We start from the raw sequence: 24,207 nt of genomic DNA, 5'->3' as shown, positions 1-24,207 counted from the left end.
GGTTTCACTAGGTACCTGGTGAAACCGGCACTTCCCGAACGATGTTTCGCTCGGGAAGCGCCGGGATCGTTAGGGAAGCAGGCGCTCCCCGGCTCGATTTGGGGCCGATCCGGCGCCGCTGCTAAGATCACCTGTCGCGTGCGCGCCGACCGGGTCGTCCCCGGGTGCGCCGCGCCCCTGAGCATCCGACCTGTCAACGCAATCGAAAGCACTGAGGCCTGCCCCGTGGCGAACATCAAGTCCCAGATCAAGCGCAACAAGCAGAACCTGGTTGCGCACGAGCGCAACAAGTCGGTCAAGTCCGCCCTGAAGACGGCCATCCGCCGCTTCAAGGAGGCCGCCGAGTCCGGTGACGCCGAGAAGGCCCGCACCTTGGCCGCCGACGCCAACCGCAAGCTCGACAAGGCCGCCTCGAAGGGTGTCATCCACAAGAACCAGGCCGCGAACCGCAAGTCGGCCATCGCGAAGCAGGCCTCCTCGCTCTGAGGCCCTCCTCCACGGCGTGACGCTCGAAGCCGCTGCCCCTCCGGGGTCGGCGGCTTTCGTGCGTCCGGGGTCCCGTCGGACAGGCGGCTCAGCCGATCGCGAGCCCCTTCCGGGCGTCCGGGCGCCGAGCTGCCCGCCGGACGGTACGCCGCGTCGCGGTCAGCGCCCGCCGACCCTCGCGTCGGCCAGGGTCAGGACCATCCGCTCGAGCGAGTAGCCGGCGTGCGCGCCGGCTCCCTTGACCTCCGCGTCGGCGGTGGCCACCGCGCCGACGGCCACACCCAGCCCCTGCTCGTCCCAGCCGCGCAGCTGGTCGCGCAGGTGACGGATGCGGAACGGCGGCACGCCGACCTCACGGGCCAGGTCGGCGTCGCGCATGCCGCGGGCTGCTCCCTTGAGCCGTGCCAGCGACCTCACCGCCGAGGCGAACGATCCCGTGATGGCCGGTCCCCCGACGCCGGTCTCGAGCGCCCAGCGCAGCTCCTCGAGCGCCTGCGCCGTGCGCCCGGACAGGGCATGCTCGGCGATGATGTAGCCCTTCACGTCCGCGCGTCCCGAGAAGTAGCGCCCCACGATCTCGGTGCTCAACGGCTGGCCCGGGAAGTCGTGGCTGAGCTGCTCGACAGCCGCAGCGAGGGCGCGCAGGTCGCCGCCGATGGCCTCGACGAGCGCGTCGGCGGCGTCGCGGTCGACTTGTCCCCCGACCTTGCGGCCCTCCTCCATCACGAACCCCACGAGGTTGGCCGGTTTCACCTGCTCGGACTTGTGCTCGTGCACGCTCGGCAGCTTGCGCAACCGATTCAGCAGGCCGGAGCCCTTCTGCCCGCCGGAGTGGACGAGGACGAGCGCGACGTCGGCGTCCGGGGTGGTCGCGTAGGACACGATCCCGTCGTGGCTGTCCTCGGGCACGTCCTCGAGCTGACGGACCTCGACGAGCCGGGTCGTGGCGAACAGCGACGGCGCGGTCAGCTCACCCAGCGAGCCGCGGGTCAGCTCGGCCGCCTGGACGACGGTGAGGTCGGAGTCGGGAGCGGCACGACGTACGGCGGCGCGCGCGGCGCGCACGACCCGGTCGTTGAGCAGCTCCTCGGGCCCCGTCACCAGCGTCACCGAGCCCAAGGGGTGGGTGTCGGTGGCGGCGCGCGGACTCATGCGGCGAAGCCTGCCACAACCCGTCGACAGCATTCCTCTGGCGCCGGCCTCACCCCCGGGACACCACGCCCCACCCGTCCTCGCCGACCACGACGGCCACGTCGCCGTCGCGGTCGGTGCGGCGTACGTCGACCCCGCCGTCGGTGAGCCACGCCGTCAGGTCCGGGGCCGGGTGCCCGTAGTCGTTGCCCTCGCCCACCGACACCAGCGCCACTTGCGGCCGCAGGTCGGCGATGAACCCGTGGTCCTGGTAGCGGCTGCCGTGGTGAGCGACCTTGAGCACGTCGACGTCACCGATGCCCGCCCGCTCGAGCTGACCCTGCTCCGGCGGCTCCGCGTCCCCGGCCAGCAGGAGACGCAGCCCGCCGGCCTCGACCAGGAGCACCAGCGACGCGTCGTTCGGGTTCTCCCCCAGCACCCGTGGCGGCCCCACGACCCGCCAGCTCACCTCCCCTCTCGCCGCCTGCTCTCCGACTGCGGGCACCCGCACCGGTACGCCGTGCGCGGCCGCGAGCCGGTCCACCTCCTCGGCGCCGTACGCCGGCTCCCGCAGCGACGTCACCTGCACCTCCCCCACCGCCCGCCCCTCCAGCACGCCCTGCAGCCCGTCGACGTGGTCGGCGTGGAAGTGGGTCAGCACGACCGCCGGCACCCTTCTCACCCCGAGGTCGTCGAGACAGCCGTCGACGAGCGCCGACTCGGGCCCTGCGTCGACGACCACCGCCTCGGCGGGACCGGTCCGCAGCGCCAGGGCGTCGCCCTGTCCGACGTCGCACATCACCAGGACCCACCCCTCGGGCGGCCACCCCGGTGACGGCGCCGGCCGCAGGATCGCCACCAGCAGGAGCAGTGCCGCCGCGACCGTGAGCCACCGGTGGCGCATCACCCACGAGGCGCCGACGAGGCCGACCAGGCTGAGCACGACGAGCACCACCAGGGCGAGCGAGCCGCTCGGCCACGCCACCTCCGCCCCCGGCAGTCGGGCCGCACGCTCGGCGACAGCGAGGATGAGCCACGCCGAGCAGCAGCCCAGCCAGCCGACCACGCGCCCCAGCGGCGGGACGAGCAGCCCGACGATCCCGCCGCCGAGGCCGAGCACGGTGGCCGGACCGACCGCCGGGGCGACCAGCAGGTTGGCCACCACGGCGACCAAGGACACCTGACCGGACAGCCCTGCCACCAGCGGCGTGCACGCCATCTGCGCCGCCCACGGCACCGCGATCGCCTCGGCCAGCCAGCGCGGCAGCCACGACGCCAGCGCGTCGCGCACCGCCGGCGCGCCCACGAGGATGCCCGCCGTGGCGCAGACCGACAGCGCGAAGCCGGGTGAGAGCGCCATCGCCGGCGTCAGGGCGAGCAGCACCACCACCGCCGCACCGAGCGCCCGCACACCGGCCGCGCGCCCTCCGCTCCCGAGACCGACGAGCGCCACCGAGCCCATGACGGCGGCCCGCAGCACCGACGGCTCGGGCCGGGCGACCAGCACGAACCCCACGACGCACAGCGCGCCGACGACGAGCAGCCCTCGGGCGCGGACCCCGACCCAGCGGGCGAGCAGCAGCACCGAGGCCAGCACCAGCGTCAGGTTCGTGCCCGACACCGCGGTCAGGTGGGTCAGTCCCGCGGTGCGGAAGTCGTCGGTGACCTCGGTGGGCAGCCGCTCGTCGTCGCCGGTCACCAGCGCCGGTACGAGCGCGTCGGAGTGCCCGGGCCCGTCCCGGGCGGCGGTCCGGACCGAGGTGCGTACGGCGTCCGCCCCCGCGAGCACGTCCGAGCGGCCGGCCTCGACCTCCGGGTCGCCCACAGCGCTGAGCACCGCGGCCAGGTCGTGCCCGTCGGCGGGCTGCAGCCGCGCGACGGCGTGGACCGTGTCCCCCCACGCGACGTCGCCCCACGACTCGTCACCGATGACGAGCACCGGCGCGGATACCCGGGCGGTCTCCCCGCGGACCGTCCACACGGTCCCCTCGGCGCGCAGGAGGGCGAACGGGCCGTGGTCGCCCTCACGCACGACTCCGTCCGCGGTCGCCCGCAGCTCCACCGTCACGATGGGGCGCTCCTGGGCCCATGCTGCGACCGGGCCGGAGTCGAGCCGGTCGACGGTCAGCGCCGCATGACCGCACAGTCCCGCAGCGAGCAGGCAGCAGGCGGCGACCAGCCGGCTGCGGCGGACCAGAGCCGCCGTGGCCAGCGCCAGCAGGGTCACGGCTGCGACCGCCACCGCCCCGGGCGTCAGCAACCCGACGACGCAGCCCGCCCACGCCGTCGCCGCGAGCTGCGGTGCGCGCAGGTCACGGGGTGCTGGGTCAGTCCCACCGGCCCGCGCCGTCCCTCCGGCCTCTGCCGTCCCTGCGTCCTGTGCCGCTCGCTGGGCGGCGGCCGTCTGCTCGCTCGGGGTCGTCCCCTCAGCCGCGGCCGTCCCCCCACCCGCGGCCGAGGGGCCGGCCGGGTCCGCCGGGCCCGACGGTGGGAGCAGGGGGCGGGGGCCGTCCGCTCGCACTGTGTCAGATCGTCACGTGCGGGGCGATCTCCGCGAGCGTGGCGTCCCCGATCCCACTGACCTCCAGCAGCTCCTCGACCGCGGTGAACCCGCCGTGCTCGGTGCGCCACTGCAGGATCGCCGCGGCGGTCACCGGACCCACTCCCGGCAGCGTCTCGAGCGCCACCTGGTCGGCGGTGTTCAGGTTGACCAGGGCAGTCGGAGACGCGCCGCTCGAGGTGGCCCCGGAGGTCGTGCCCGACGCGGCGGGTGGTGCCGGCACGGCTGCCGCACGACCCACCACGATCTGCTCGCCGTCGGTGAGTGGTCGCGCCAGGTTCAGGCTGTCGGTGCGCACCCCGGGGCGGGCGCCGCCGGCGGCCTTGAGCGCATCGACGACCCGGGAGCCAGCGGGCAGGACGGCGATCCCGGGGCGACGTACCCGGCCGACCACGTCGACGACCACCTCCGACCCGGCCGCCGGGCTCGCCGCGTCCCCGGCCGCGGTCCCTGCCGCGGGAGCGGTCTCCCCGGACTCCGCCGCGGGATCCACCGCTGCTCCGGCGTCGTCACCCTCGATGGAGGGGGCGGTCAGCGTGGGAGCGGACACCGGTGCCTGCTCGACCGAGCCCCGCATCGTGTGCCACGCCCCGAGCGCGAGGCTGCCCGCGACCAGCAGGGCCACGACCGCCAGGTGAGCGGCCCCGAACTGGCGCCCGCCCCCGGAGCGCTCGGTCAGCCACAGGCCCAGGCGCTCGCGCCACGAGAGCCGCGGCAGCGCGTGGCGTCCCGGTCCCCGGTGCGCGGGCTCATCCGGCCCCTCGACCGCACCGCGCGGCACGTTCTCCTCGATGGCCCACGCCGCCGGTCGTCGTCGCGGCACGGGGCTCGCTCCGTGCATCGCGCCGACGGCGGCCACGAGCCGGTCGTCACCCGGCTCGCGCTCGAAGCTCGGTGTGCCGTCCAGGTCGTCGCGACCGCCGTCCAGACCGAGCTCGCGGCTCAGCGCCTCGAGGCGTCGGCGGGCGACCTCGGTCGCATGGGCATCAGCGGCGGGTCGTCTGCGCATCCGGGCACGCTAGGCGCGCTCGACACGGGCGCGGGGCGCCCGCTCGCCGGCTGTGGAGAACCGGCCTGTTCACCCACGCCGGATGCGGGTCTCCACGTCAGATGCGTGGGAAAAGCACCCCGCACGAGCCTGCGCGGGTGCTTTTCCCACGCATCTGGGGTCGGTCCCGCCGTGGCGAGCGTCGCCGGCCGACGAAGGCGAGAGTCCACAGCGACGCTGGTCCAGCCCGCCCCGCCGCGGCGGGCTGGGGGGTTCAGTCCTCGTGGTGCGGCGGCAGGAGCGGCGCCACGACGACGCCGACCACGCCCGGGCCGACGTGGGCGCCGAGCACGGCCGCCACCTCGCAGACCTCGATCTCCCGGCCGCCGAGGTTGTCGGCCAGCCGCTCGGCGAGGCGCCCGGCCAGGCCGGTCGCCGCGGACTCGTTGGCGAGGTGGCAGACCGTCACCTCGACGTCGTACGCCGCTGCGCCGAGCACCGCGAGCTCCTCCAGCCGGGCGATCGCTCGCCCCTGGGTCCGCACCTTCTCGCGCGGTGCGACCCGGCCGCCGGTGACCTCGAGGATGGGCTTGACCGCGAGCGCCGACCCGAGCAGCGCAGCGGCGGAGCCGATCCGACCGCCGCGGCGGAGGTACTCCAACGTGTCGACCGAGAACAGCGCCGTCGTGTGGTCCGCCCGTCGCTGCGCCGCGTCGGCCGCCTCGAAGCCCGACGCGCCGTCGGCCGCGGCCCGGGCGGCGGCGACCGCGGCCCAGCCCGTGCCGGCCCCGATCTGGCCGGTGTCGACGACGCGGACCGGCACCGGGGACCGCTTGGCCGCCAGCAGCGCCGACTCGTGGGTGGCGCTGACCTCGGAGGAGACGTGGACCGAGACGATCTCGGTCGCCCCCCCGGCGGCGGCCTGCTCGTAGGCGTCCAGCAGCACCTGGGGGCTGGGCCGGGATGTGCTGACGGGGAGGTAGTCGCGCAGCGCCTGGGCGACGGACTCGGGGCTGGCCTCGGGGTCGACCCCGTCGGCGTACGACGTGGCCCCGATGACGACCTGCAGCGGCACCACGACGATGCCGAGCGCCTCGGCGGTCTCCGCGCGCACTCCAGCCGTGGAGTCGGTGACGACGACGACCGGGGACATGGAGCGAAGGATAGGCGAGCCGTGTGTCGACGACGTTGCACGCCCACCCGGGCTACGACGTGCGCGCCTCCGCCAACCGGCGGACGCCGAGCTCGATCTGCTCCGGGGACAGCACGTGGGCGACGGCCAGCGCAACCGCTCCCCGCACGGCGGCGTGGTCGCCGGCGACCGAGGCCACGACCTGGAGGTGCTCGGTCGCGAGCGGCAGCGACCGTTGGTAGACGACCTCGCGGATGCCGGCCAGCAGGCTCTCGCCCGCGCCGGCGAGCCGTCCGCCGATGACGAGCACCGAGGGGTTGATGAGGTTCACCAGGGTGGCCAGCACGTCGCCCAGGTCGCGCCCGGCCTGGCGCACCACCTGGTGGGCGGTGACGTCGCCGGCCCGGGCCAGGTCCACGACGTCCTGGCTGGTGCGGGCGTCGACCCCCGCGGCCCGCAGCGCGTCGGCGAGTGCCGGGCCCGCGGCCACGGCCTCGAGGCAGCCGGTGTTGCCGCAGCGGCACGGCACGTCGTCGGCGCGGGCCACCCGGACGTGACCGAGGTCGCCGGCCGTGCCCTGGGCTCCCCGCTGCAGCTCGCCGCCCGAGATGATCCCGGCGCCGATGCCGGTCGCGACCTTGACGAACACGAGGTCCGAGGTGGTGGGGAAGGCGACCTGCCGCTCCCCCAGCGCCATGATGTTCACGTCGTTGTCGATGAGGACGGGCACGTCGAGGTCCTGCTGCACCCGCGCCGGTACGTCGTAGCGGTCCCAGCCCGGCATGATCGGCGGGTTCGTGGGCCGACCGGTCGAGTGCTCGACCGGGCCCGGGAGCCCGATCCCGACGGCGGCGAGGTCGCCGGGCCGCAGGTCGTGGGCGGCGAGCAGGTCGCGCACCGTCCGGGTCACCCACGCGAGCACCACCTCCGGCCCCTGCGCCACCTCCAGCGACTCCCCGGCCTCGGCGAGCACGGTGCCCGCGAGGTCGGCGACCACCAGCGACACGTGGGTCGCGCCGACGTCGACGCCGGCCACCACCCGGGCGTGCGGGTTCATCGAGAACAGCGACGGCGGGCGGCCGCCGGTCGACGTGCCGCCGCTCGGGGCCACGAGCCCGAGGGCCATCAGCTGGTCGACCCGCGCGGCCACGGTCGAACGCGCCAGGCCGGTCGACTCGGCGAGCTCGGCACGGGTGCGGGGACGGCCATCCCGCAGCAGCTCGAAGAGGTCACTGGCCTGCATGGAGCACATCCAACCACGCCCCACCCCCTTCCGACACGCATCCATCAACTTTTGCCGGATACTCGACAAAAGGCAGTGATGCGTGCCACAGTCCGGTCATGGCAGATCGCGACGCGGCCCACGAGCCCCCGGCGAACGCCTCCGCGCTGCCCGCGCACGGGTCCGGGACCGGGAGGGGCACCGGACCCGTGCTGCGGGCCCGGGGACTGACCAAGTCCTTCCTCGGCAACGTGGTGCTGGAGGCCGCCGACCTCGACCTCGTGCCCGGCCAGGTCCACGGGCTCGTCGGCGAGAACGGCGCCGGCAAGTCCACGCTGATGAAGCTCCTCGCCGGTGTGCACGTGCCCGACAGCGGCAGCATCGAGGTCGGCGGCGAGGTGCAGCACTTCCACCACCCGGTGCAGGCCCAGGCCGCCGGCGTCTCCACGGTCTTCCAGGAGTTCAACCTCCTGCCGGACCGCACCATCGCCCAGAACATCTACCTCGGCCGCGAGCCGCGCCGCGGGGTCCTCGTCGACTCCGCCCGCATGCGCCGCGACACCCAGGAGCTGCTCGACGGGCTCGGGGTCAGCGGGCTCTCCCCCGACGACCAGGTCCGCACCCTGTCGATCGCCGAGCAGCAGGTCGTCGAGATCGCGAAGGCCGTCAGCCACGACGCGCGCATCATCTCGATGGACGAGCCCACCGCCGCCCTCGCCGACCACGAGGTCGGGCTGCTCTACGCCATCATCCGGCGGCTCACTGACCGCGGCGTCGCGATCCTCTACGTCTCCCACCGGCTCAAGGAGATCTTCGACCTCTGCGACACCATCACCGTCCTCAAGGACGGGGCGCTGGTCGACTCCCGCCCGGCGAGCGAGCTCGACGAGTCCACCATCGTCCGCCTGATGGTCGGACGCACCATCTCCGCCTTCTTCCCCGACAAGCAGAAGGGCACCACCCTTGGCGAGCCGCGGCTCGAGCTCCGCGGCTGCGGCAACGGGTACGTCGACGCCGTCGACCTCACCGTCCACGCCGGCGAGATCGTCGGGCTGGCCGGCCTCCAGGGGTCGGGTCGCACCGAGCTGCTCGAGGGCGTCTTCGGCGTCCGCCCCTTCACCCGTGGCGAGGTCCGGGTGTCCGGACAGCCGACCCGCCTGCGCAGCCCCCGCGGCGCCGTACGACGCGGGCTCGCGTTCGTCACCGAGGACCGCAAGGCCACCGGCCTGGCGCTCAACCAGAGCATCGCCGCCAACGCCCTCAGCGTCGTGCGCGCCGTCTTCCCCCGCCGCACCCCGGCCGCCCGCGCTGCCCTGCCCGGCCTGCTCGGCTCGCTCGAGGTCAACGCCCGCAGCCAGGCGCAGGAGGTGCAGTACCTCTCCGGCGGCAACCAGCAGAAGGTCGTGCTCGCCCGCTGCCTGGGCACCAACCCCGAGGTCGTGCTGCTCGACGAGCCCACCCGCGGCATCGACGTCGGCGCCAAGCGCGGCATCTACGAGCTGATGCGCACCCTCGCCGCCGAGGGCAAGGCCGTGCTCATGGTCTCCAGCGAGCTGCCCGAGGTCATCGGCATGTCCGACCGGATCGTCGTGATGCGCGACGGCCGGATCGCGGGCGAGCTGCCGGCCGGCTCCGACGAGGTCACCGTGCTCGAGCTGGCCACCGGCGCCCGGACCGAGGAGGTCGCATGAGCCAGACCGTGGAGCGTCCCACGGGCACCGCGACCCCGAGCGCGGGCCGCTCGGGACGCCGCAGCCTCGACAGCACGCAGCTGGTGTGGATCGCCTTCGTGGTGGTCGTCCTCGTCGGAGTCGTGCTCGCCGCGATCTCGGGCGACAACTTCTTCCGCAACGGCAACATCGTCTCGGTCCTCACCCTGACCAGCACCCTCGGCTTCGTCGCGATCGGGCAGACCCTCGTCATCCTGGGCGGCAGCCTCGACCTGTCGGTGCCCTTCGTCATCAGCCTGTCCAGCCTCGTGGCCGGCGGCATCATGGCGGGCCAGACCGGCAACGTCGTTCCCGGCGTGCTCGCCGCGCTCGCGGTCAGCGGCCTGATCGGACTCGCCAACGGGCTCATCGTGACGCGCCTCCACGTCCACGGGTTCATCGCCACCCTCGGCACCGGGCTGATCGTCAGCGGCTTCCTCGCCTCCAACTACCAGGGCAGCTCCGGCTCCGCGCCCCGGTCGTTCCAGCTGTGGGGCATCAGCCTCATCGGTCCGGTCCCCGTCAGCACGCTGGTCATGCTGGCGTGCGCCGGTGCCGCGGTGCTGATGCTGCGGCGCAGCCGCCTCGGCCACCAGCTGTACGCCGTGGGCGGTGGCCGCGAGGTAGCCCGCATGTCCGGGGTGCGCACCGACCGGCCCCTCGTGGCGGCCCACGTGCTGTGCTCCATGCTCTCCGGCGTCGCGGGCCTGCTGCTGCTCTCGCGCACCAGCGTCGGCAGCCCGACCATCGGCAGCCAGGGCAGCTACGACCTCATGTCGATCGCCGCCGTCGTCCTCGGCGGCACGCTGCTCGCCGGTGGTCGCGGCTCCATCGTCGGCACCCTCGGCGGCGTCGCGATCTTCGCCGTGCTCGACAACGTCATGAGCGTCATGGAGGTCAACTCCTTCCTCCGCGACGTCGTGCGCGGGCTGGTCATCGTGGTCGCCGTCGCGGTCTACGCCCGCCGCGCCATCCCCCGCCGGCCCACGCGCTTCCCCCTGCACGCCTCCCCGTTGACCGGCGCACCCGCCACCACCCCGTCGAGCCAGGAGCGAGCATGAGCACCACCCTCTCGCCGCACGGGAGCGGCGTACGTCGTGAGCTGCCGGCCGACGAGGGGACGCCCCTGCGGCGTTTCCTCGGGGCCCTGGCCACCCCCGGCGGCGCCGTCTACGTCCTCGCGGTCGTGCTGCTGGTCCTGATCGTCGCCTCGAACCCGAGCTTCGGCGAGCCCGACCGGCTGGTGCGGTCGCTGGCGCGCAGCGCCCCGATCGCCATCCTCGCCATCGGGCAGTACTTCGTCATCGTCTCCGGCGAGTTCGACCTGTCGATGGGCTCGGTCATCGCCGCCCAGGTCGTGATGGCCGGCAACCTCATCGGTGACGACGACGGCCGGATCCTCCCGGTGATGCTGCTCATGATCGCCGTCGGCGCCCTCGTCGGGCTCCTCAACGGTGTGGCCACCACACTGCTCGGCGTACCCAGCTTCATCGTCACGCTCGGGATGATGCTGGCGCTGTCCGGCTTCGTCTTCTACCTCACCGGCGGGGCCGCGACCGGCAACCCGTCGGACAACTTCCGCGAGATCGGCCGCGGCGGCATCGAGGGCGTCCCGGTCCTCGACCTGCTGCCCTACCCGCTCATCCTGCTGATCGTCGTCGGGGCCCTCGCCTCGTGGCTGGTGCGCCGCCCCTACGGCATGACCCTGGTCTCCGCCGGCGACAACCCCGGCGCCGCCGAGGTCAGCGGCGCCACCGTCTGATGGGTCAAGACCCGGGCCTTCATCCTGTCCTCGCTGTCCGCGACCCTGGCCGGGATCATCCTGGTCGGCCAGGCCGGCGTGCACCCCTCGGTCGGGCAGGGCTACGAGTTCATCGCCATCACCGCGGTCGTCCTCGGCGGCGTCGTGCTCGGCGGCGGCCGCGGCTGGGTGATCTCGGCCGCGATCGGCGCCATCGCGCTCGACCTGCTCTTCACGCTGCTCAACTTCCGCGACATCCCCTCCACCTGGAGGGACACCGTGCAGGGCGTGATCATCATCCTCGCCGTCGCGCTCGCCGGACGCGCCTGGAGCTCGGGCAACCGGCTCCCCCGCCTGCTGCGTCGCCCCGGGGCCGCGCCCGGCCCCGCGCCCGCGACCACCGCCGGGGCCGAGGGCGCACCGCCCTCCGCCCCGTCCCCCTGACCCTCCCGAACCCACCGCGCCCGCCGGGCACCGAACACAGGAGAAACCGCACATGACCAGACGCACGTACCGCACCGCCGTGACGGCCGCCGCTGCCGCCTTGGTCCTGACGTCCTGCTCGACCGACGAGTCGGCACCCGCCGCGGAGGAGGGGTCCGGGGAGTCGTCCTCGGAGTCCTCGGGCTCGACGGAGGAGTCGGGCGAGGACTCGAAGTGGTTCGACCAGGCCGTGTTCGACGAGCAGGACGAGCAGCGCGGCGCCACCTTCGAGGGCGACGAGTCCGAGCCGTGGCTGCAGTACATCGACGGCGAGATGACCGACACCGCGGAGTTCGCCGCCGACGGCCCCCAGAAGGCCTGCTTCGCCAACGCCTCGATCAGCAACCCGTGGCGCCAGACCGGCTGGATCACCATGAACCAGCAGCTCGAGGTGCTCGTCGAGGAGGGCGTCATCTCCGAGATGGAGACCCGTGACGCCGAGGACGACGACAACACGCAGATCGCCGACATCGACTACTTCATCGACGAGGGCAACTGCGACGTCTTCATCATCTCGCCGAACTCGACGGCCGCGCTGACCCCGGCGGTGGAGCGGGCGTGCGACACCGGCAAGCCCGTCATCGTCTTCGACCGCGGCGTCGAGACCGACTGCGCCACCACCTTCATCCACCCCATCGGCGGCTACGCCTGGGGCATCGACACCGCCAACTTCCTCTCCGAGAACCTCGAGGAGGGCGACAAGGTCGTCGCGCTGCGCATCCTGCCCGGCGTCGACGTGCTGGAGAACCGGTGGGCCGCTGCCGACAAGATCTTCTCCGACAACGGCATCGAGGCCGTGGACTACTTCACCGGCGCCGACCCGGCCGAGATCAAGAAGATCGTCTCCGACGAGCTGGCCAAGGGTGACGTGCAGGGAGTCTGGATGGACGCCGGCGACGGTGCCGTCGCCGCCATCGAGGCCTTCGAGGACGCCGGCGCCGACCTGCCGGTCATGACCGGCGAGGACGAGATGACCTTCCTGCGCAAGTGGGAGGAGACCGGGCTGACCGGGCTCGCCCCGGTGTACTCCAACTTCCAGTGGCGTACGCCGCTGCTCGCCGCGCAGATGATCTTCGCCGGCGAGGAGGTGCCGGCTGAGTGGGTGCTCCCGCAGACGCCGATCACCGAGGAGGAGCGGGCCGACTTCATCTCCGCCAACGAGGGCATGCCCGACGGCCACTACGCGAAGTTCGGTGGCGAGGACCTTCCCGGCTACCCGGAGGTCTGGCAGGAGCGTCAGATCCCCTGACCCGACCTGCTCACCGGTGCTGCGCGCGGTGCACCCGCCGCGCGCAGCACCACCGGGGGGCCCTACCCCTCCCCCGTCCTCTCCCGTGCTCCCGCCCCCGCGAAAGGTGTCGTCATGCGACCGCTCGGCGTCAACACCTGGGTCTGGACCTCGCCGCTGACCGATGCGAACGCCCCCGAGCTGCTGCACCACGTGGCCGACCTGGGCTTCGACGCCGTCGAGCTGCCCCTGGAGGACGTCGGCGACCTGAGCCCCGCGGTCCTGCGCCCGCTGCTCGACGAGACCGCGCTGGTTCCCTGCGTGGTCGGGGCCATGGCGCCCGGGCGTGACCTCGTCGCCGCTCCCCCCGAGCGCGTGCGCAGCACCCAGGACTACCTGCGCGCGTGCATCGACCTCGCGCACGGGATCGGCGCCGCCGCCGTGTGCGGACCGTTCACCGCATCGACCGGCCGCGTCTGGCGCATGGGCACCCTCGAGCGGGAGACGGCATACGACGAGCTGCGGACCCACCTGGCACCCGTCGTCGACCACGCCGCCCAGGCCGGGGTGAGGATCGGCATCGAGCCGCTCAACCGCTACGAGACCTCGCTGGTCAACACCGTGGCCCAGGGGCTGAGCGCGCTCGGCCCGCTGCTCGACACCCACGGCGGTCCGGGCGGCGCCGTGGGCCTGGCCCTGGACACCTACCACCTCAACATCGAGGAGCGTTCCAGCGCCGACGCCGTCCGCGCCGCCGGCGACCACCTGGTCCACGTGCAGGTCTGCGGCTCCGACCGCGGCGCTCCCGGCGGCGACCAGACCGACTGGCCCGCCCTCCTCTCTGCGCTCGACGAGGTCGGCTACGACGGCCCCCTCGTGCTGGAGAGCTTCACCGCCGACAACGCATCCATCGCCACCGCCGCGTCGATCTGGCGACCCCTCGCTCCCACCCAGGACGACCTGGCCCGTGACGGCCTGGCGTTCCTGCGCCACCTGAGTGGCTCCGGAGCACCGACCCCCGGAGGTTCCCGATGACTGCCGCCCACCCGCACGAGCGCCCCCTCGGCGTCGCCGTGCTCGGCTACTCCTTCATGGGCAAGGCCCACTCCAACGCGTGGCGCAACGTGAGGGCCTTCTTCCCCGACGTGCCCCCGGTCCGCCAGGCGGTCCTGGTCGGCCGTGACGCCGCGCAGGTGGCCGCGGCGGGAGCGGCGTACGGCTGGGACGAGACCGCCACCGACTGGCGCCAGGTGATCGAGCGGCCCGACGTCGACCTCGTCGACGTGTGCCTGCCCGGCCACCTCCACGCCGAGGTCGCCCAGGCGGCGCTGGCCGCCGGCAAGCACGTGCTGCTGGAGAAGCCGCTGGCCAACGACGTCGCCGAGGCCGAGGCGCTGGTGGAGGCCGCCCGGTCCGCCCGGGCCCACGGCGTGCGGTCGATGGTCGGTTTCAACTACCGGCGGGTGCCGGCGCTCGAGCTCGCCCGCGACCTGGTCGCCCAGGGCCGGATCGGCACTGTGCGACAGGTGCGGATCTGCTACCTCCAGGACTGGCTGACCGACGAGTCGGCCCCCATGACGTGGCGGTTGCGGCGCGAGCAGGCCGGCTCCGGCGTGATCGGCGACCTGGCCTCGCACGCCGTCGACCAGCTCGGGTTCCTGACCGGCGACAGCGTGGCCTCGGTCTCGGCCACCACCCGCACCTTCGTGCCCGAGCGCACCGGCCCCGCGGGGCCCGAGGCCGTCACCGTCGAGGACGCCGCCTGGGCGACGCTGCAGACCCACGGTGGCGCCGTCGCGAGCCTGGAGGTCTCCCGGGTCGCGGCCGGTCGCAAGAACGGCTTCCAGATCGAGGTCTACGGCTCGCGCGGGTCGGTGTCCTTCGACCTCGAGCACCTCAACCAGCTGCGGGTCCACGACGCCCCCGGCGGCTCGACACTGACAGCCGGCACCACCGACGTCATGGTCACCGAGCCCGGGCACCCCCACCTCGAGGCGTGGTGGCCCACCGGCCACGTGCTCGGCTGGGACCACACCTTCACCAACCAGGCCGCCGACCTGCTGCGCTGCCTGGCCACCGGCACCGACCCGCGCCCATCGTTCGAGGACGGCCTGGCGGTGCAGCGCGTGCTGGCCGCGATGGAGCAGAGTGCTGCCGACGGCTCGCGCTGCGTCGCCGTCGGCGCCGACGAGCTCGCCGTCTCCGTCCCCGTGACCGCCTGAGAGGAACGACATGACGACGCATCCCCGTCCCTTCACCCTGTTCACCGGCCAGTGGGCCGACCTCACCCTCGAGGAGGTCGCGGGCCTCGCGGCGGGCTGGGGCTACGACGGTCTCGAGATCGCCGTCTCCGGCGAGCACCTCGACGCGTGGCGCTGGGACGACGAGGCGTATGTCGCCGAACGGCTCGCCCTGCTCGAGCGCCACGGTCTCCAGCTGTTCGCGATCTCCAACCACCTCAAGGGTCAGGCCGTCTGCGACGACCCGATCGACGAGCGCCACCGCGACCTCGTTGGGTCCCGCGTCTGGGGCGACGGCGACCCCGAGGGCGTCCGGCAGCGGGCGGCCGAGGAGATGCAGCACACCGCGCGACTGGCGCAGAAGCTGGGCGTGAAGACCGTCGTCGGCTTCACCGGCTCCTCGATCTGGCCCTACGTCGCGATGTTCCCGCCGGTGTCCGCCGAGCGGATCGAGGCCGGGTTCACCGACTTCGCCGACCGGTGGAACCCGATCCTGGACGTCTTCGACGAGTGCGGCGTGCGCTTCGCCCACGAGGTGCACCCCTCCGAGATCGCCTACGACCACTGGTCGACCGTGCGGACGCTGGAGGCGATCGGCCACCGGCCCGGGTTCGGGCTCAACTGGGACCCCAGCCACATGGTGTGGCAGGACATCGACCCGGTCTCGTTCATCACCGACTTCGCCGACCGGATCTACCACGTCGACTGCAAGGACACCCGGATGCGGGTCGGCAACGGCCGCAACGGCCGTCTCGGCTCGCACCTGCCGTGGGGCGACCCGCGCCGCGGCTGGGACTTCGTCTCGGCCGGCCGCGGCGACGTGCCGTGGGAGGACTGCTTCCGGGCGCTGTCGGCCATCGGGTACGACGGCCCCATCTCGGTGGAGTGGGAGGACGCCGGCATGGACCGCCTCCACGGCGCCCCCGAGGCGCTCGCCTACCTGCGGCGGCTCGACTTCCCGCCCGCGACCGCGTCCTTCGACGCCGCCTTCAAGCAGGACTGACTCCCCCGCTGGTCGAGCAGCGAGCCCCTGGGCGAGCGTCGTCGAGACCACGCGACCGTCCCGCCGGGCCTCACCCCGGTGGTCGATCTCGACAGGCTCGATCCAAGGAGCAGCGAGCCCCTGGGCGAGCGTCGTCGAGACCCAGTGACCACCCCCCAGGTCTCAGCCCGGTGGTCGATCTCGACGAGCTCGATCTAAGGAGCAGCGAGCCCCTGGGCGAGCGTCGTCGAGACCACGCGACCGTTTCACCGGGCCTCACCCCGGTGGTCGAGCAGCGAGCCCCTGGGCGAGCGTCGTCGAGACCCGGTGACCACCCCACCAGGTCTCGACGACGCTCGCTAGCGCTCGCTGCTCGACCAACGGGTTCTGATCACGCTTATGTGGTGGCTGGACAGGCGATAGACCTGTCGAGCCGCCACCTAAGGGATCGCCTCCCGGACGCGACCACCTCGCCAGGTCCAACCCGGTGGTCGAGCAGCGAGCCCCTGGGCGAGCGTCGTCGAGACCCGGTGAGCGCCCCACGAGGTCTCGACGACGCTCGCTGGCGCTCGCTGCTCGACCACCGGGGACTCGCGGCTCCTTGGATCGAGCCTGTCGAGATCGATCACCGCGAGAGGTCAGGTGGCGACGATGTTGACCAGCTTGGGGGCCCGCACGATGACCTTGCGGACCGTCTTGCCGTCCAGCGCCCGCTGCACGGACTCGTCGGCCAGAGCTGCGGCCTCCAGGTCGGCCTCGGAGATCTCCGGGGACACCTCGAGACGGGCCTTGACCTTGCCCTGGATCTGTACGACCGCCGTGACGGACTCCTGCACCAGCAGGGCCTCCTCGACGACGGGCCAGCCGGCGCGGGCGACGGTGGGCTCGTGGCCCAGCCGCTCCCACATCTCCTCGGCGGTGTAGGGCGCGACGAGTGACAGCAGGACCGCCACCGTCTCGGCGGCCTCCCGCACGGCCGGGTCGGCCGGGCCGCAGCCCGAGTCGATCGCCTTGCGGGTGACGTTGACCAGCTCCATGGTCCGCGCCACCAGCACGTTGAAGCGGTGCGACTCGATGAGCTGCTCGGCCTCGCGCACGGTGCGGTGGGTGACCTGGCGCAGGGCCGTGTCGCCCTCGGCGGCGGACGCCCCGACGGGGGCCGTCACGTCGCCCGACAGCCGCCACGCCCGCTGCAGGAACTTCAGCGACCCACCGGGGCTCATGTCTGCCCAGTCGATGTCGTCCTCCGGCGGGCCGGCGAAGACCATCGTCAGCCGAACGGCGTCGACGCCGTACGCGTCGATCATCTCGCCCAGGTTCACCCCGTTGCCCAGCGACTTGCTCATCGCCTTGCCCCGGTTGATGACCTGGCCCTGGTTGAGCAGCGCGGTGAACGGCTCGGTGAAGTCGACCATCCCCAGGTCGTGCAGCACCTTGGTGAAGAACCGGCTGTAGAGCAGGTGCAGGATCGCGTGCTCGACGCCGCCGACGTACTGCGCAGCGGGCATCCACTCGCGCACGGCCTCGGGGTCGAACGGGCCGTCGGTGTACTGCGGCGAGCAGTAGCGCAGGAAGTACCACGACGAGTCGACGAAGGTGTCCATCGTGTCGCTGTCGCGCTTCGCCGCTCCCCCGCACTGCGGGCAGTCGACGTTGACCCAGTCCTCGGCCGCGGCCAGCGGCGAGACACCCTTCGGCTTCAGGTCGGAGCCGCGCAGGTCGGGCAGCTCGACGGGCAGCTGGTCCTCCGGTACGGCGACCTCGCCGCACGTCTCACAGTGGATGATCGGGATCGGGGCGCCCCAGTAGCGCTGACGGCTCAGCAGCCAGTCGCGCAGCCGGAAGTTCACGAAGCGGGTGCCGGTGCCCTTCGACTCCAGCCAGTCGATGATGCGGGTCTTGGCCTCGTCGATGCCCAGCCCGTCCAGCGAGATCTCGTCGTTGGAGGAGTTGATGGCCGGACCGGCGCCGGTGAACGCCTCGCCGCCGGACTCCTCGAAGCCCTCGGTCGGCTGCACCGTGCGGATCACCGGCAGGTCGAAGGTCGCGGCGAACTCCCAGTCGCGCTGGTCCTGGCCGGGCACCGCCATGATCGCGCCGGTGCCGTAGTCGGCCAGCACGTAGTCGGAGGCCCAGACCGGGATGCGGGCGCCGGTGACGGGGTTGACCGCGGTGACGCCCAGGTCGACGCCGGTCTTGGGCCGGTCGGTGGCCAGCCGGTCGATGTCGGTGGCCTTGCGGACCTCGACCAGGTAGTCGTCCAGCGCCTGACGCCGCTCCGGCGCCACGATCTCAGCGGCGAGCTTCGCGTCGGCGGCCACGACCATGAACGTCGCGCCGAACAGGGTGTCGGGGCGGGTGGTGAAGACCCGGATCGGCGTGGACTCGGTGGTCGAGCCCGTCGAGGCCCCCTCGACGACGAAGTCGACGTGCGCGCCCTCCGAGCGACCGATCCAGTTGCGCTGCATGGCCAGCACCTTCGAGGGCCAGGTCCCCTCCAGCGGCACCATGTCGTCCAGCAGCCGCTGGGCGTAGTCGGTGACCTTGAAGTACCACTGCGACAGCTCGCGCTTGGTGACCTCGGCGCCACAGCGCTCGCACATCCCCTGCACGACCTGCTCGTTGGCCAGCACGGTCTGGTCGTTGGGGCACCAGTTGACCGGGGAGAACTTGCGGTAGGCCAGTCCCTGCTCGCGGAACTTCAGGAACAGCCACTGCGTCCAGCGGTAGTACTCCGGGTCGGAGGTGTTCAGCCGCCGCGACCAGTCGAAGGAGATGGCGTAGCGGCGGAACGACTCGGCCTGGGTGTCGATGTTGGCGTAGGTGTAGACGGCCGGGTTCTCGTCGTTGCGGATCGCGGCGTTCTCGGCCGGCAGCCCGAACGAGTCCCACCCGATCGGGTTGAGCACGTCGTACCCGCGCTGCCACCAGTAGCGCGCGATGACGTCGTGCAGCGCCATGACCTCGGCGTGGCCCATGTGCAGGTCGCCGCTGGGGTAGGGGAACATCGTCAGCGCGTAGCGCTTCTCGCCGTCCCCGTGGATGCCGCCCTGGCCCGCGGTGAAGGGGTGCTCCTCCCAGGCCTTCAGCCACTTCTCCTGCACGCCCGGCACGTCGTACGTCGCGCGCTCGTCCCGGTCGGTGCCGGGGTCGCTGGTCTGGTGGTCGCTCATCGGTTCGGGTCTCCTGGGTGGTCGCTCCGGGGCACAAAAAAACCCTCCGGGCAGGAGGGTGGCCGCTCTGGGGTCGATCGCGGTCGACTCAGAGCGGCTGTCCAAGAAGCAGACGGCTGGTCACGTGCCCAGGTTACCGCACCGACCGGGCAGGGCTCCCCGGCGGCGTGGGCGGGCTGGGCTAGGGTCGCTGACCATGAAGGTTCTCGTCACCGGCGGTGCCGGCTACATCGGTTCGACGACGTGCAAGGCGCTGGAGGCGGCCGGCCACACCCCCGTGGTGCTGGACTCGCTGCTCACCGGGCCCCGGGTGTTCGTGAAGGACCGCATCTTCTACGAGGGCGACATCGCCGACCGCGACCTGCTCAGCCGCGTTGTCGAGGAGCACCCCGACATCGAGTCGACGATCCACATGGCCGCGCGCATCGTGGTGCCGGAGTCGGTGGAGCAGCCCTACGAGTACTACCGCGACAACGTCGCGAAGTCCCTCACGCTCTTCGACCAGCTCACGAAGCTGGGCAAGCCGCGGGTGCTGTTCTCCTCCAGCGCCTCGCTCTACGCCACCAAGGACGGGTTCGAGGTGACCGAGGTCGACCCGCTCGACCCCGGCTCGCCGTACGCCCGGACGAAGCGGGTCATGGAGATGGTGCTGACCGACATGGCCGCCGCCACCGACCTGCGCGCGATCAGCCTGCGCTACTTCAACCCGATCGGCTCCGACCCCGACCTGGAGTCGGGCATCTACGCCCGGGAGCCCTCGCACGTGCTGGGCCAGCTCGTGATGGCCGCCCAGGGCCTCAAGGACGCCTTCACCATCACCGGTGTCGAGCACCCGACCCGCGACGGCACGGGCATCCGCGACTACATCCACGTGTGGGACCTGGCCGAGGCCCACGTGCGCGCGGTCGAGACCTTCGACGAGGTGCTCGCGACGGTCGACGCCCCCAGCACGATCATCAACGTCGGCACCGGTGACGGGGTGACCGTGCGCGAGCTGGTCGCCTCCTTCGAGCGGGTGTTCGGCGAGCAGGTGCCGGTGCGCGAGGCCCCGCCGCGGCCGGGCGACGCCGTCGGCGCCTTCGCCAACGTCGACAAGGCCCGCGAGGTCCTGGGCTGGACCGCGAGCCTGACCATCGACGACGCGATCGCCTCCGCGCTGGCCTGGGGCCGCAAGCGCAAGGAGATCCTCGGCTACGAGTGAGGCCGCCCGTCCCCTCCGAAGCCTGACCGCGCGACCGCACCCCTCTCACCCCAGGAGTCCCCATGAGCGTGCTCGACCTGTTCCGCCTCGACGGCAAGGTCGCCGTCGTGACCGGGGCCTCCTCCGGGCTCGGTGTCGCCTTCGCCGAGGCGCTGGCCGAGGCCGGGGCCGACGTCGCGCTGGGCGCCCGCCGCGTCGAGAAGCTGGACGAGACCCGGGCGAAGGTCGAGGCGCTCGGTCGCCGCGCGATCGCGGTCGCCACCGACGTCTCCTCCCCCGAGGACTGCCAGGCGCTCGTCGACGCCGCCGTCTCCGAGCTGGGCCGCGTCGACATCCTGGTCAACAACGCCGGCATCGGCACCGCCGTGCCGGCGACCCGCGAGACCCCGGAGCAGTTCCGCCAGGTCATCGACGTCAACCTCAACGGCTGCTACTGGATGGCCCAGGCGTGCGGGCGGGTGATGGAGCCGGGCAGCAGCATCGTCAACATCTCCTCGGTGCTCGGTCTCACGACGGCCGGGCTGCCGCAGGCGGCGTACGCGGCCTCGAAGGCGGGCCTGATCGGGCTGACCCGCGACCTGGCCCAGCAGTGGACCGGGCGCAAGGGCATTCGCGTCAACGCGCTGGCGCCGGGCTTCTTCGCCAGCGAGATGACCGACCAGTACCCCGACGGCTACCTCGACGCGATGGGGCAGCGGATCCCGATGGGCCGCAAGGGCGAGGCCGCCGAGCTGGCCGCCGCGCTGGTCTTCCTCGCCGGCGACGCCGGTGGCTACGTGACCGGCCAGACCATCGCCGTCGACGGCGGCATGACCATCACCTGAGCATCGTCCCGGTGGTCGATCTCGACAGGCTCGATCCAAGGAGCAGCGAACGCCAGCGAGCGTCGTCGAGACCCGGTGAGCGCCGCGGGGTGGGTCAGTCGCGCTTGAGGTGGCGGGCCCACAGGAAGCAGAACAGCCCGTACGCCGCCAGGCCGAGCGCGACCGCGATGAGCAGCGGGCGTCCGAAGGGCTGCTGCAGCAACGCGTGGAGGGCCTGGTCGAGCCCGCCGGACTCCTGGGCGTCGTGCTGGACGGCCGCGCTCACGAAGAGCCCGCCGATGGCCGCCAGCGCCACGCCCTTGGCGACGTAGCCGACCGTTCCCAGCACCACCACCGGCGTACGGCGGTTGCCCGACGTGCCTTCCGTGTCGAGGCGCTTGGTGAACTTCTGGGTCACGCCCTTGTAGGCCAGGTAGCACCCGACCGCCACGACCACCAGACCGGCTGCACCGACGATCAGCTGCCCGCCCGGCGCGGACATGACCTGGGCGGTGACGGTGTCGGTGCCCTTCGACCGGCCGCCGTTGCCCGAGGCGATCTTGACCGACGAGACCGCGAGCGCGCCGTAGACCACCGCCTTGACCCCGGACCCGACGCGCTTGAAGACGCGCTTGCCGCCGTCCTCGGAGCGGTGCCCGATCAGCGCCTCCGCGGCCTGCCAGAACACCAGCGCCGCGAAGCCGAGCGCCACGGCGTACAGCGAGGCGCCGCCCATGCTGTCCTCGGCCAGCTGCTGCAGCGCGCCGGTCTGGCTGGCCTTGCCGCTGGACTCGCCCAGCGCCAGCTGGATCGCGGTCCAGGCCACGACGAGGTGGACCAGACCGTAGGCGACGAGGCCCAGCCTCACGCCCTGGTCGAGCACGTCGCTGCCGTCGATGTCAGGGCTCGTCGAGGACGAGGGAGTAGCCGCCATGGCTGATGGTCTCACCCCCGGGAGGGTGCAGCCGTCACATCCGTGCGGCCGCGCCGGGGCGGCAATGGGTCGGTGTGCGGGTCAGTGCGCGGGGCGTTGGCCGTCGTCGCCCTGGCCGGCGGGCTGGTCGTCGGGGTCGGCCGGGACCACCACGGGGCGCAGCCTGGCCCAGGCGATGAACACCCCTCCCGCGATCAGCAGGGCCACGCCGGTCCAGATGTTCACGTTCAGCCCGTCGGCCTTGGCCAGCGCGGCGTCGTCGGTCGCGAAGAGCCCGGTGGGCAGCAGGATCAGCCCGTAGAGGCCGAGCAGCGCGCCGATGAAGTTGCGTACGTCGAACGCCCCTGCCTTGTGCGCCTTCTCGGGGGTCGACCCGTCGTCGTGGCCGGAGGTGGGGCTCGTGTGCTCGCTCATGACGGTTCCTTCACCAGAAGAGGAGGTTGAGGACGATGACGGTGGCGAGTCCGACGCCGGCGAGCGGCACGGGCTTCTGGTACCAGCGGGCACCTGGTTCGTCGGTGTGGCTGATGTCCTCCTTCGGCGTCAGCTTCCAGACCAGCCCGCGCAGCTCGGACTCGGACTTGAACGTCCTGCTCATGAGCGTCACCACGGTGCCGACGACGATGCTCGCCACGAAGGCCGCGCCGGCGGCGACGAAGCTCGCCCCCTGTCCGGCGAACGGCAGGACGCCGATGCTCAGGCCGCCGAAGGTGTCTTCCGAGAGCCACCCGACCACTCCCGCGGCGCCGGGCCCGGCCACCATGGCCGTCCAGCCCGCGGCCGGCGACATCCGCGCCCAGAGCAGGCCGAGGATGAACGTGGCGAAGAGCGGGGCGTTGAAGAACCCGAACAGCGTCTGGATGTAGTTCATGATGTTCGAGTACTGCGAGGCGATGAACGCCGTACCGATCGCGACGATCGTCGCGGCCACGGTCGCGAGCCGGCCCACCGACAGGTAGTAGTGGTCGGGCTTGTCCTTGACGACGTAGGTCTCCCAGATGTCGTAGGAGAAGACCGTGTTGAAGGCGGAGATGTTCGCCGCCATGCCGGCCATGAACGACGCCAGCAGACCGGCGAGGGCGAGGCCCAGCATGCCGTTGGGCAGCAGGTCGCGCATCAGGTAGAGCAGCGAGTTGTTGTAGTCGAACGTCGCCCCGCTCTCCTTGGCCTGCACCACCTCGGAGACCGCGACGGCGGCGACCATGCCGGGCACGATGACGATGAACGGCATGAACATCTTCGGGAAGGCGCCGATGATCGGCGAGCGTCGCGCCGCGGACATCGAGCTGCTGGCCATGGCCCGCTGCACCTCGACGAAGTTGGTCGTCCAGTAACCGAAGGACAGCACGAAGCCGAGACCGAAGACGATGCCGATGACCGACAGCAGCGGGCTGTCGATCCCGGTGAGCGTGGTGCCCGGCCACGACGACATCTCCTCGGCGCCCCAGCGGTTCTCGACCTCGCTGGTGAGCCCGTTCCAGCCGCCGACCTTGTGCAGGCCGACGAAGGTCAGCGGGGCGAGCGCGGCGACGATGACGAAGAACTGGAGCACCTCGTTGTAGATCGCGGCCGACAGGCCGCCGAGGGCGGTGTAGGAGAGCACGATCGCGGCAGCGATGACGAGCGAGACCCACAGCGGCCAGCCCAGCAGGATCTCGACGATCGTGGCCAGCAGGAACAGGTTGATGCCGGCGATGAGAAGCTGGGCGAGGGCGAAGCTGAGGCCGGTGACGAGGTGGGTGCCCGGGCCGAAGCGACGCAGCATGAACTCGGGGACCGAGCGCACCTTGGAGCCGTAGTAGAACGGCATCATCACGACGCCGAGGAACAGCATCGCGGGCACGGCGCCGACCCAGAAGTAGTGCGCCGTCGCGATGCCGTACTGCGCACCGTTGGCGGACATGCCCATGATCTCGACGGCGCCGAGGTTGGCCGAGATGAAGGCCAGACCCGTCACCCAGGCAGGCAGCGAGCGTCCCGACAGGAAGAAGTCGATGCTGCTGGAGACCGAGCGGCGGGCGAGGATGCCGATGCCGAGCACGAACCCGAAGTACAGGAAGATGAGCAGGTAGTCGATCCAGTTGGTGTCGAGCCGCAGCTCCGTCGACGCGTTCAGAATCACCCGAGGTCCTTCCGCCCGCCCTCCGCTCGTGCGGTGGGCTGGAGCCAATATGCCTCAGCATTGTGATCACCG

General features: G+C 72.4%; 18 protein-coding genes and 1 pseudogene. 10 read left to right on the top strand and 9 right to left on the bottom strand.

Annotation, left to right across the window (positions count from 1 at the left end; translation table 11 throughout):
* Positions 1 to 225: 225 nt before the first annotated feature.
* A complete protein-coding gene (gene rpsT, locus G7072_RS05215; protein WP_166084561.1) occupies positions 226 to 486 on the top strand; it encodes a 30S ribosomal protein S20 in 261 nt (86 codons plus the stop codon).
* Between the two features lie 159 nt (positions 487 to 645).
* Here rpsT and holA read toward each other — a convergent pair whose 3' ends face one another.
* The 5 genes from holA to G7072_RS05190 all read right to left on the bottom strand — a co-directional run bounded on the left by holA (position 646) and on the right by G7072_RS05190 (position 7,540).
* Positions 646 to 1,638, bottom strand: coding sequence for a DNA polymerase III subunit delta (gene holA, locus G7072_RS05210; protein WP_166084560.1), 993 nt, complete (start codon positions 1,636 to 1,638; stop codon positions 646 to 648).
* A 49-nt stretch (positions 1,639 to 1,687) separates the two neighbouring features.
* Entirely contained in the window at positions 1,688 to 3,859 is a 2,172-nt protein-coding gene (locus tag G7072_RS05205) for a ComEC/Rec2 family competence protein (RefSeq protein ID WP_240917156.1), read from the bottom strand.
* Between the two features lie 283 nt (positions 3,860 to 4,142).
* Positions 4,143 to 5,186: a ComEA family DNA-binding protein gene (locus G7072_RS19735; RefSeq protein WP_206063293.1), complete on the bottom strand. Its 1,044-nt coding sequence runs from the start codon at positions 5,184 to 5,186 to the stop codon at positions 4,143 to 4,145.
* Positions 5,187 to 5,439: 253 nt separating this feature from the next.
* Positions 5,440 to 6,318 (bottom strand): DegV family protein, encoded by an 879-nt coding sequence (locus G7072_RS05195; protein ID WP_166084559.1) that lies wholly within the window; start codon positions 6,316 to 6,318, stop codon positions 5,440 to 5,442.
* A 52-nt stretch (positions 6,319 to 6,370) separates the two neighbouring features.
* The gene (locus G7072_RS05190; protein WP_240917155.1) at positions 6,371 to 7,540 is read right to left on the bottom strand and encodes an ROK family transcriptional regulator; all 1,170 of its coding nucleotides are present in this window, start codon (positions 7,538 to 7,540) and stop codon (positions 6,371 to 6,373) included.
* Positions 7,541 to 7,638: 98 nt separating this feature from the next.
* On the opposite strand from G7072_RS05190, the gene G7072_RS05185 reads away from it, so the two are divergent.
* The 7 genes and pseudogenes from G7072_RS05185 (at position 7,639) to G7072_RS05155 (ending at position 15,923) form a co-directional block, all read left to right on the top strand.
* A complete protein-coding gene (locus G7072_RS05185; protein ID WP_166084557.1) occupies positions 7,639 to 9,210 on the top strand; it encodes a sugar ABC transporter ATP-binding protein in 1,572 nt (523 codons plus the stop codon).
* Entirely contained in the window at positions 9,207 to 10,289 is a 1,083-nt protein-coding gene (locus tag G7072_RS05180) for an ABC transporter permease (protein WP_166084556.1), read from the top strand. The genes G7072_RS05185 and G7072_RS05180 overlap by 4 nt, the downstream gene beginning before the upstream one ends.
* A pseudogene (locus G7072_RS19970) lies at positions 10,286 to 11,413 on the top strand (ABC transporter permease). Before G7072_RS05180 ends, G7072_RS19970 begins: the two are co-directional and overlap by 4 nt.
* A gap of 52 nt (positions 11,414 to 11,465) precedes the next feature.
* On the top strand, positions 11,466 to 12,701 hold the full coding sequence (locus tag G7072_RS05170) for a substrate-binding domain-containing protein (protein WP_166084555.1): 1,236 nt from the start codon (positions 11,466 to 11,468) through the stop codon (positions 12,699 to 12,701).
* 114 nt (positions 12,702 to 12,815) lie between these two features.
* Positions 12,816 to 13,715 carry a sugar phosphate isomerase/epimerase family protein gene (locus G7072_RS05165; RefSeq protein WP_166084554.1) on the top strand — a complete coding sequence of 300 codons (900 nt, stop codon included), beginning with the start codon at positions 12,816 to 12,818 and terminating at the stop codon, positions 13,713 to 13,715.
* Positions 13,712 to 14,902 carry a Gfo/Idh/MocA family oxidoreductase gene (locus G7072_RS05160; protein ID WP_166084552.1) on the top strand — a complete coding sequence of 397 codons (1,191 nt, stop codon included), beginning with the start codon at positions 13,712 to 13,714 and terminating at the stop codon, positions 14,900 to 14,902. The genes G7072_RS05165 and G7072_RS05160 overlap by 4 nt, the downstream gene beginning before the upstream one ends.
* A gap of 10 nt (positions 14,903 to 14,912) precedes the next feature.
* Positions 14,913 to 15,923, top strand: a complete 1,011-nt coding sequence (locus tag G7072_RS05155; RefSeq protein ID WP_166084551.1) for a sugar phosphate isomerase/epimerase family protein — start codon at positions 14,913 to 14,915, stop codon at positions 15,921 to 15,923.
* A 617-nt stretch (positions 15,924 to 16,540) separates the two neighbouring features.
* Here the strand turns inward: G7072_RS05155 and leuS are convergent.
* On the bottom strand, positions 16,541 to 19,075 hold the full coding sequence (gene leuS / locus G7072_RS05150; protein WP_166084550.1) for a leucine--tRNA ligase: 2,535 nt from the start codon (positions 19,073 to 19,075) through the stop codon (positions 16,541 to 16,543).
* Between the two features lie 196 nt (positions 19,076 to 19,271).
* On the opposite strand from leuS, the gene galE reads away from it, so the two are divergent.
* Together galE and G7072_RS05140 are read left to right on the top strand one after the other, a co-directional pair.
* Complete coding sequence (galE, locus tag G7072_RS05145; protein WP_166084549.1) at positions 19,272 to 20,276, top strand: UDP-glucose 4-epimerase GalE; 1,005 nt, start codon at positions 19,272 to 19,274, stop codon at positions 20,274 to 20,276.
* A gap of 62 nt (positions 20,277 to 20,338) precedes the next feature.
* Positions 20,339 to 21,100 (top strand): SDR family oxidoreductase, encoded by a 762-nt coding sequence (locus G7072_RS05140; protein ID WP_166084548.1) that lies wholly within the window; start codon positions 20,339 to 20,341, stop codon positions 21,098 to 21,100.
* Positions 21,101 to 21,194: 94 nt separating this feature from the next.
* Here the strand turns inward: G7072_RS05140 and G7072_RS05135 are convergent, their stop codons facing one another.
* From G7072_RS05135 to G7072_RS05125, 3 genes are all read right to left on the bottom strand, one after another.
* Complete coding sequence (locus tag G7072_RS05135) at positions 21,195 to 22,013, bottom strand: DUF1206 domain-containing protein (protein WP_166084547.1); 819 nt, start codon at positions 22,011 to 22,013, stop codon at positions 21,195 to 21,197.
* An 81-nt stretch (positions 22,014 to 22,094) separates the two neighbouring features.
* On the bottom strand, positions 22,095 to 22,427 hold the full coding sequence (locus G7072_RS05130) for a hypothetical protein (RefSeq protein WP_166084546.1): 333 nt from the start codon (positions 22,425 to 22,427) through the stop codon (positions 22,095 to 22,097).
* 10 nt (positions 22,428 to 22,437) lie between these two features.
* On the bottom strand, positions 22,438 to 24,132 hold the full coding sequence (locus G7072_RS05125; protein ID WP_206063388.1) for a sodium:solute symporter family protein: 1,695 nt from the start codon (positions 24,130 to 24,132) through the stop codon (positions 22,438 to 22,440).
* Positions 24,133 to 24,207: the final 75 nt, after the last annotated feature.

This window comes from Nocardioides sp. HDW12B, assembly GCF_011299595.1.
GTDB lineage: Bacteria > Actinomycetota > Actinomycetes > Propionibacteriales > Nocardioidaceae > Marmoricola_A.
This window is presented reverse-complemented; position numbering and strand designations above follow the sequence as displayed.

Coding starts and splice junctions, on each gene's coding strand:
- holA (WP_166084560.1), bottom strand. CDS start 1,638: ATGAGTCCGCGCGCCGCCACCGACACCCACCCCTTGGGCTCGGTGACG.
- G7072_RS19735 (WP_206063293.1), bottom strand. CDS start 5,186: ATGCGCAGACGACCCGCCGCTGATGCCCATGCGACCGAGGTCGCCCGC.
- G7072_RS05195 (WP_166084559.1), bottom strand. CDS start 6,318: ATGTCCCCGGTCGTCGTCGTCACCGACTCCACGGCTGGAGTGCGCGCG.
- G7072_RS05190 (WP_240917155.1), bottom strand. CDS start 7,540: ATGCAGGCCAGTGACCTCTTCGAGCTGCTGCGGGATGGCCGTCCCCGC.
- G7072_RS05185 (WP_166084557.1), top strand. CDS start 7,639: ATGGCAGATCGCGACGCGGCCCACGAGCCCCCGGCGAACGCCTCCGCG.
- G7072_RS05180 (WP_166084556.1), top strand. CDS start 9,207: ATGAGCCAGACCGTGGAGCGTCCCACGGGCACCGCGACCCCGAGCGCG.
- G7072_RS05170 (WP_166084555.1), top strand. CDS start 11,466: ATGACCAGACGCACGTACCGCACCGCCGTGACGGCCGCCGCTGCCGCC.
- G7072_RS05165 (WP_166084554.1), top strand. CDS start 12,816: ATGCGACCGCTCGGCGTCAACACCTGGGTCTGGACCTCGCCGCTGACC.
- G7072_RS05160 (WP_166084552.1), top strand. CDS start 13,712: ATGACTGCCGCCCACCCGCACGAGCGCCCCCTCGGCGTCGCCGTGCTC.
- G7072_RS05155 (WP_166084551.1), top strand. CDS start 14,913: ATGACGACGCATCCCCGTCCCTTCACCCTGTTCACCGGCCAGTGGGCC.
- leuS (WP_166084550.1), bottom strand. CDS start 19,075: ATGAGCGACCACCAGACCAGCGACCCCGGCACCGACCGGGACGAGCGC.
- galE (WP_166084549.1), top strand. CDS start 19,272: ATGAAGGTTCTCGTCACCGGCGGTGCCGGCTACATCGGTTCGACGACG.
- G7072_RS05140 (WP_166084548.1), top strand. CDS start 20,339: ATGAGCGTGCTCGACCTGTTCCGCCTCGACGGCAAGGTCGCCGTCGTG.
- G7072_RS05135 (WP_166084547.1), bottom strand. CDS start 22,013: ATGGCGGCTACTCCCTCGTCCTCGACGAGCCCTGACATCGACGGCAGC.
- G7072_RS05130 (WP_166084546.1), bottom strand. CDS start 22,427: ATGAGCGAGCACACGAGCCCCACCTCCGGCCACGACGACGGGTCGACC.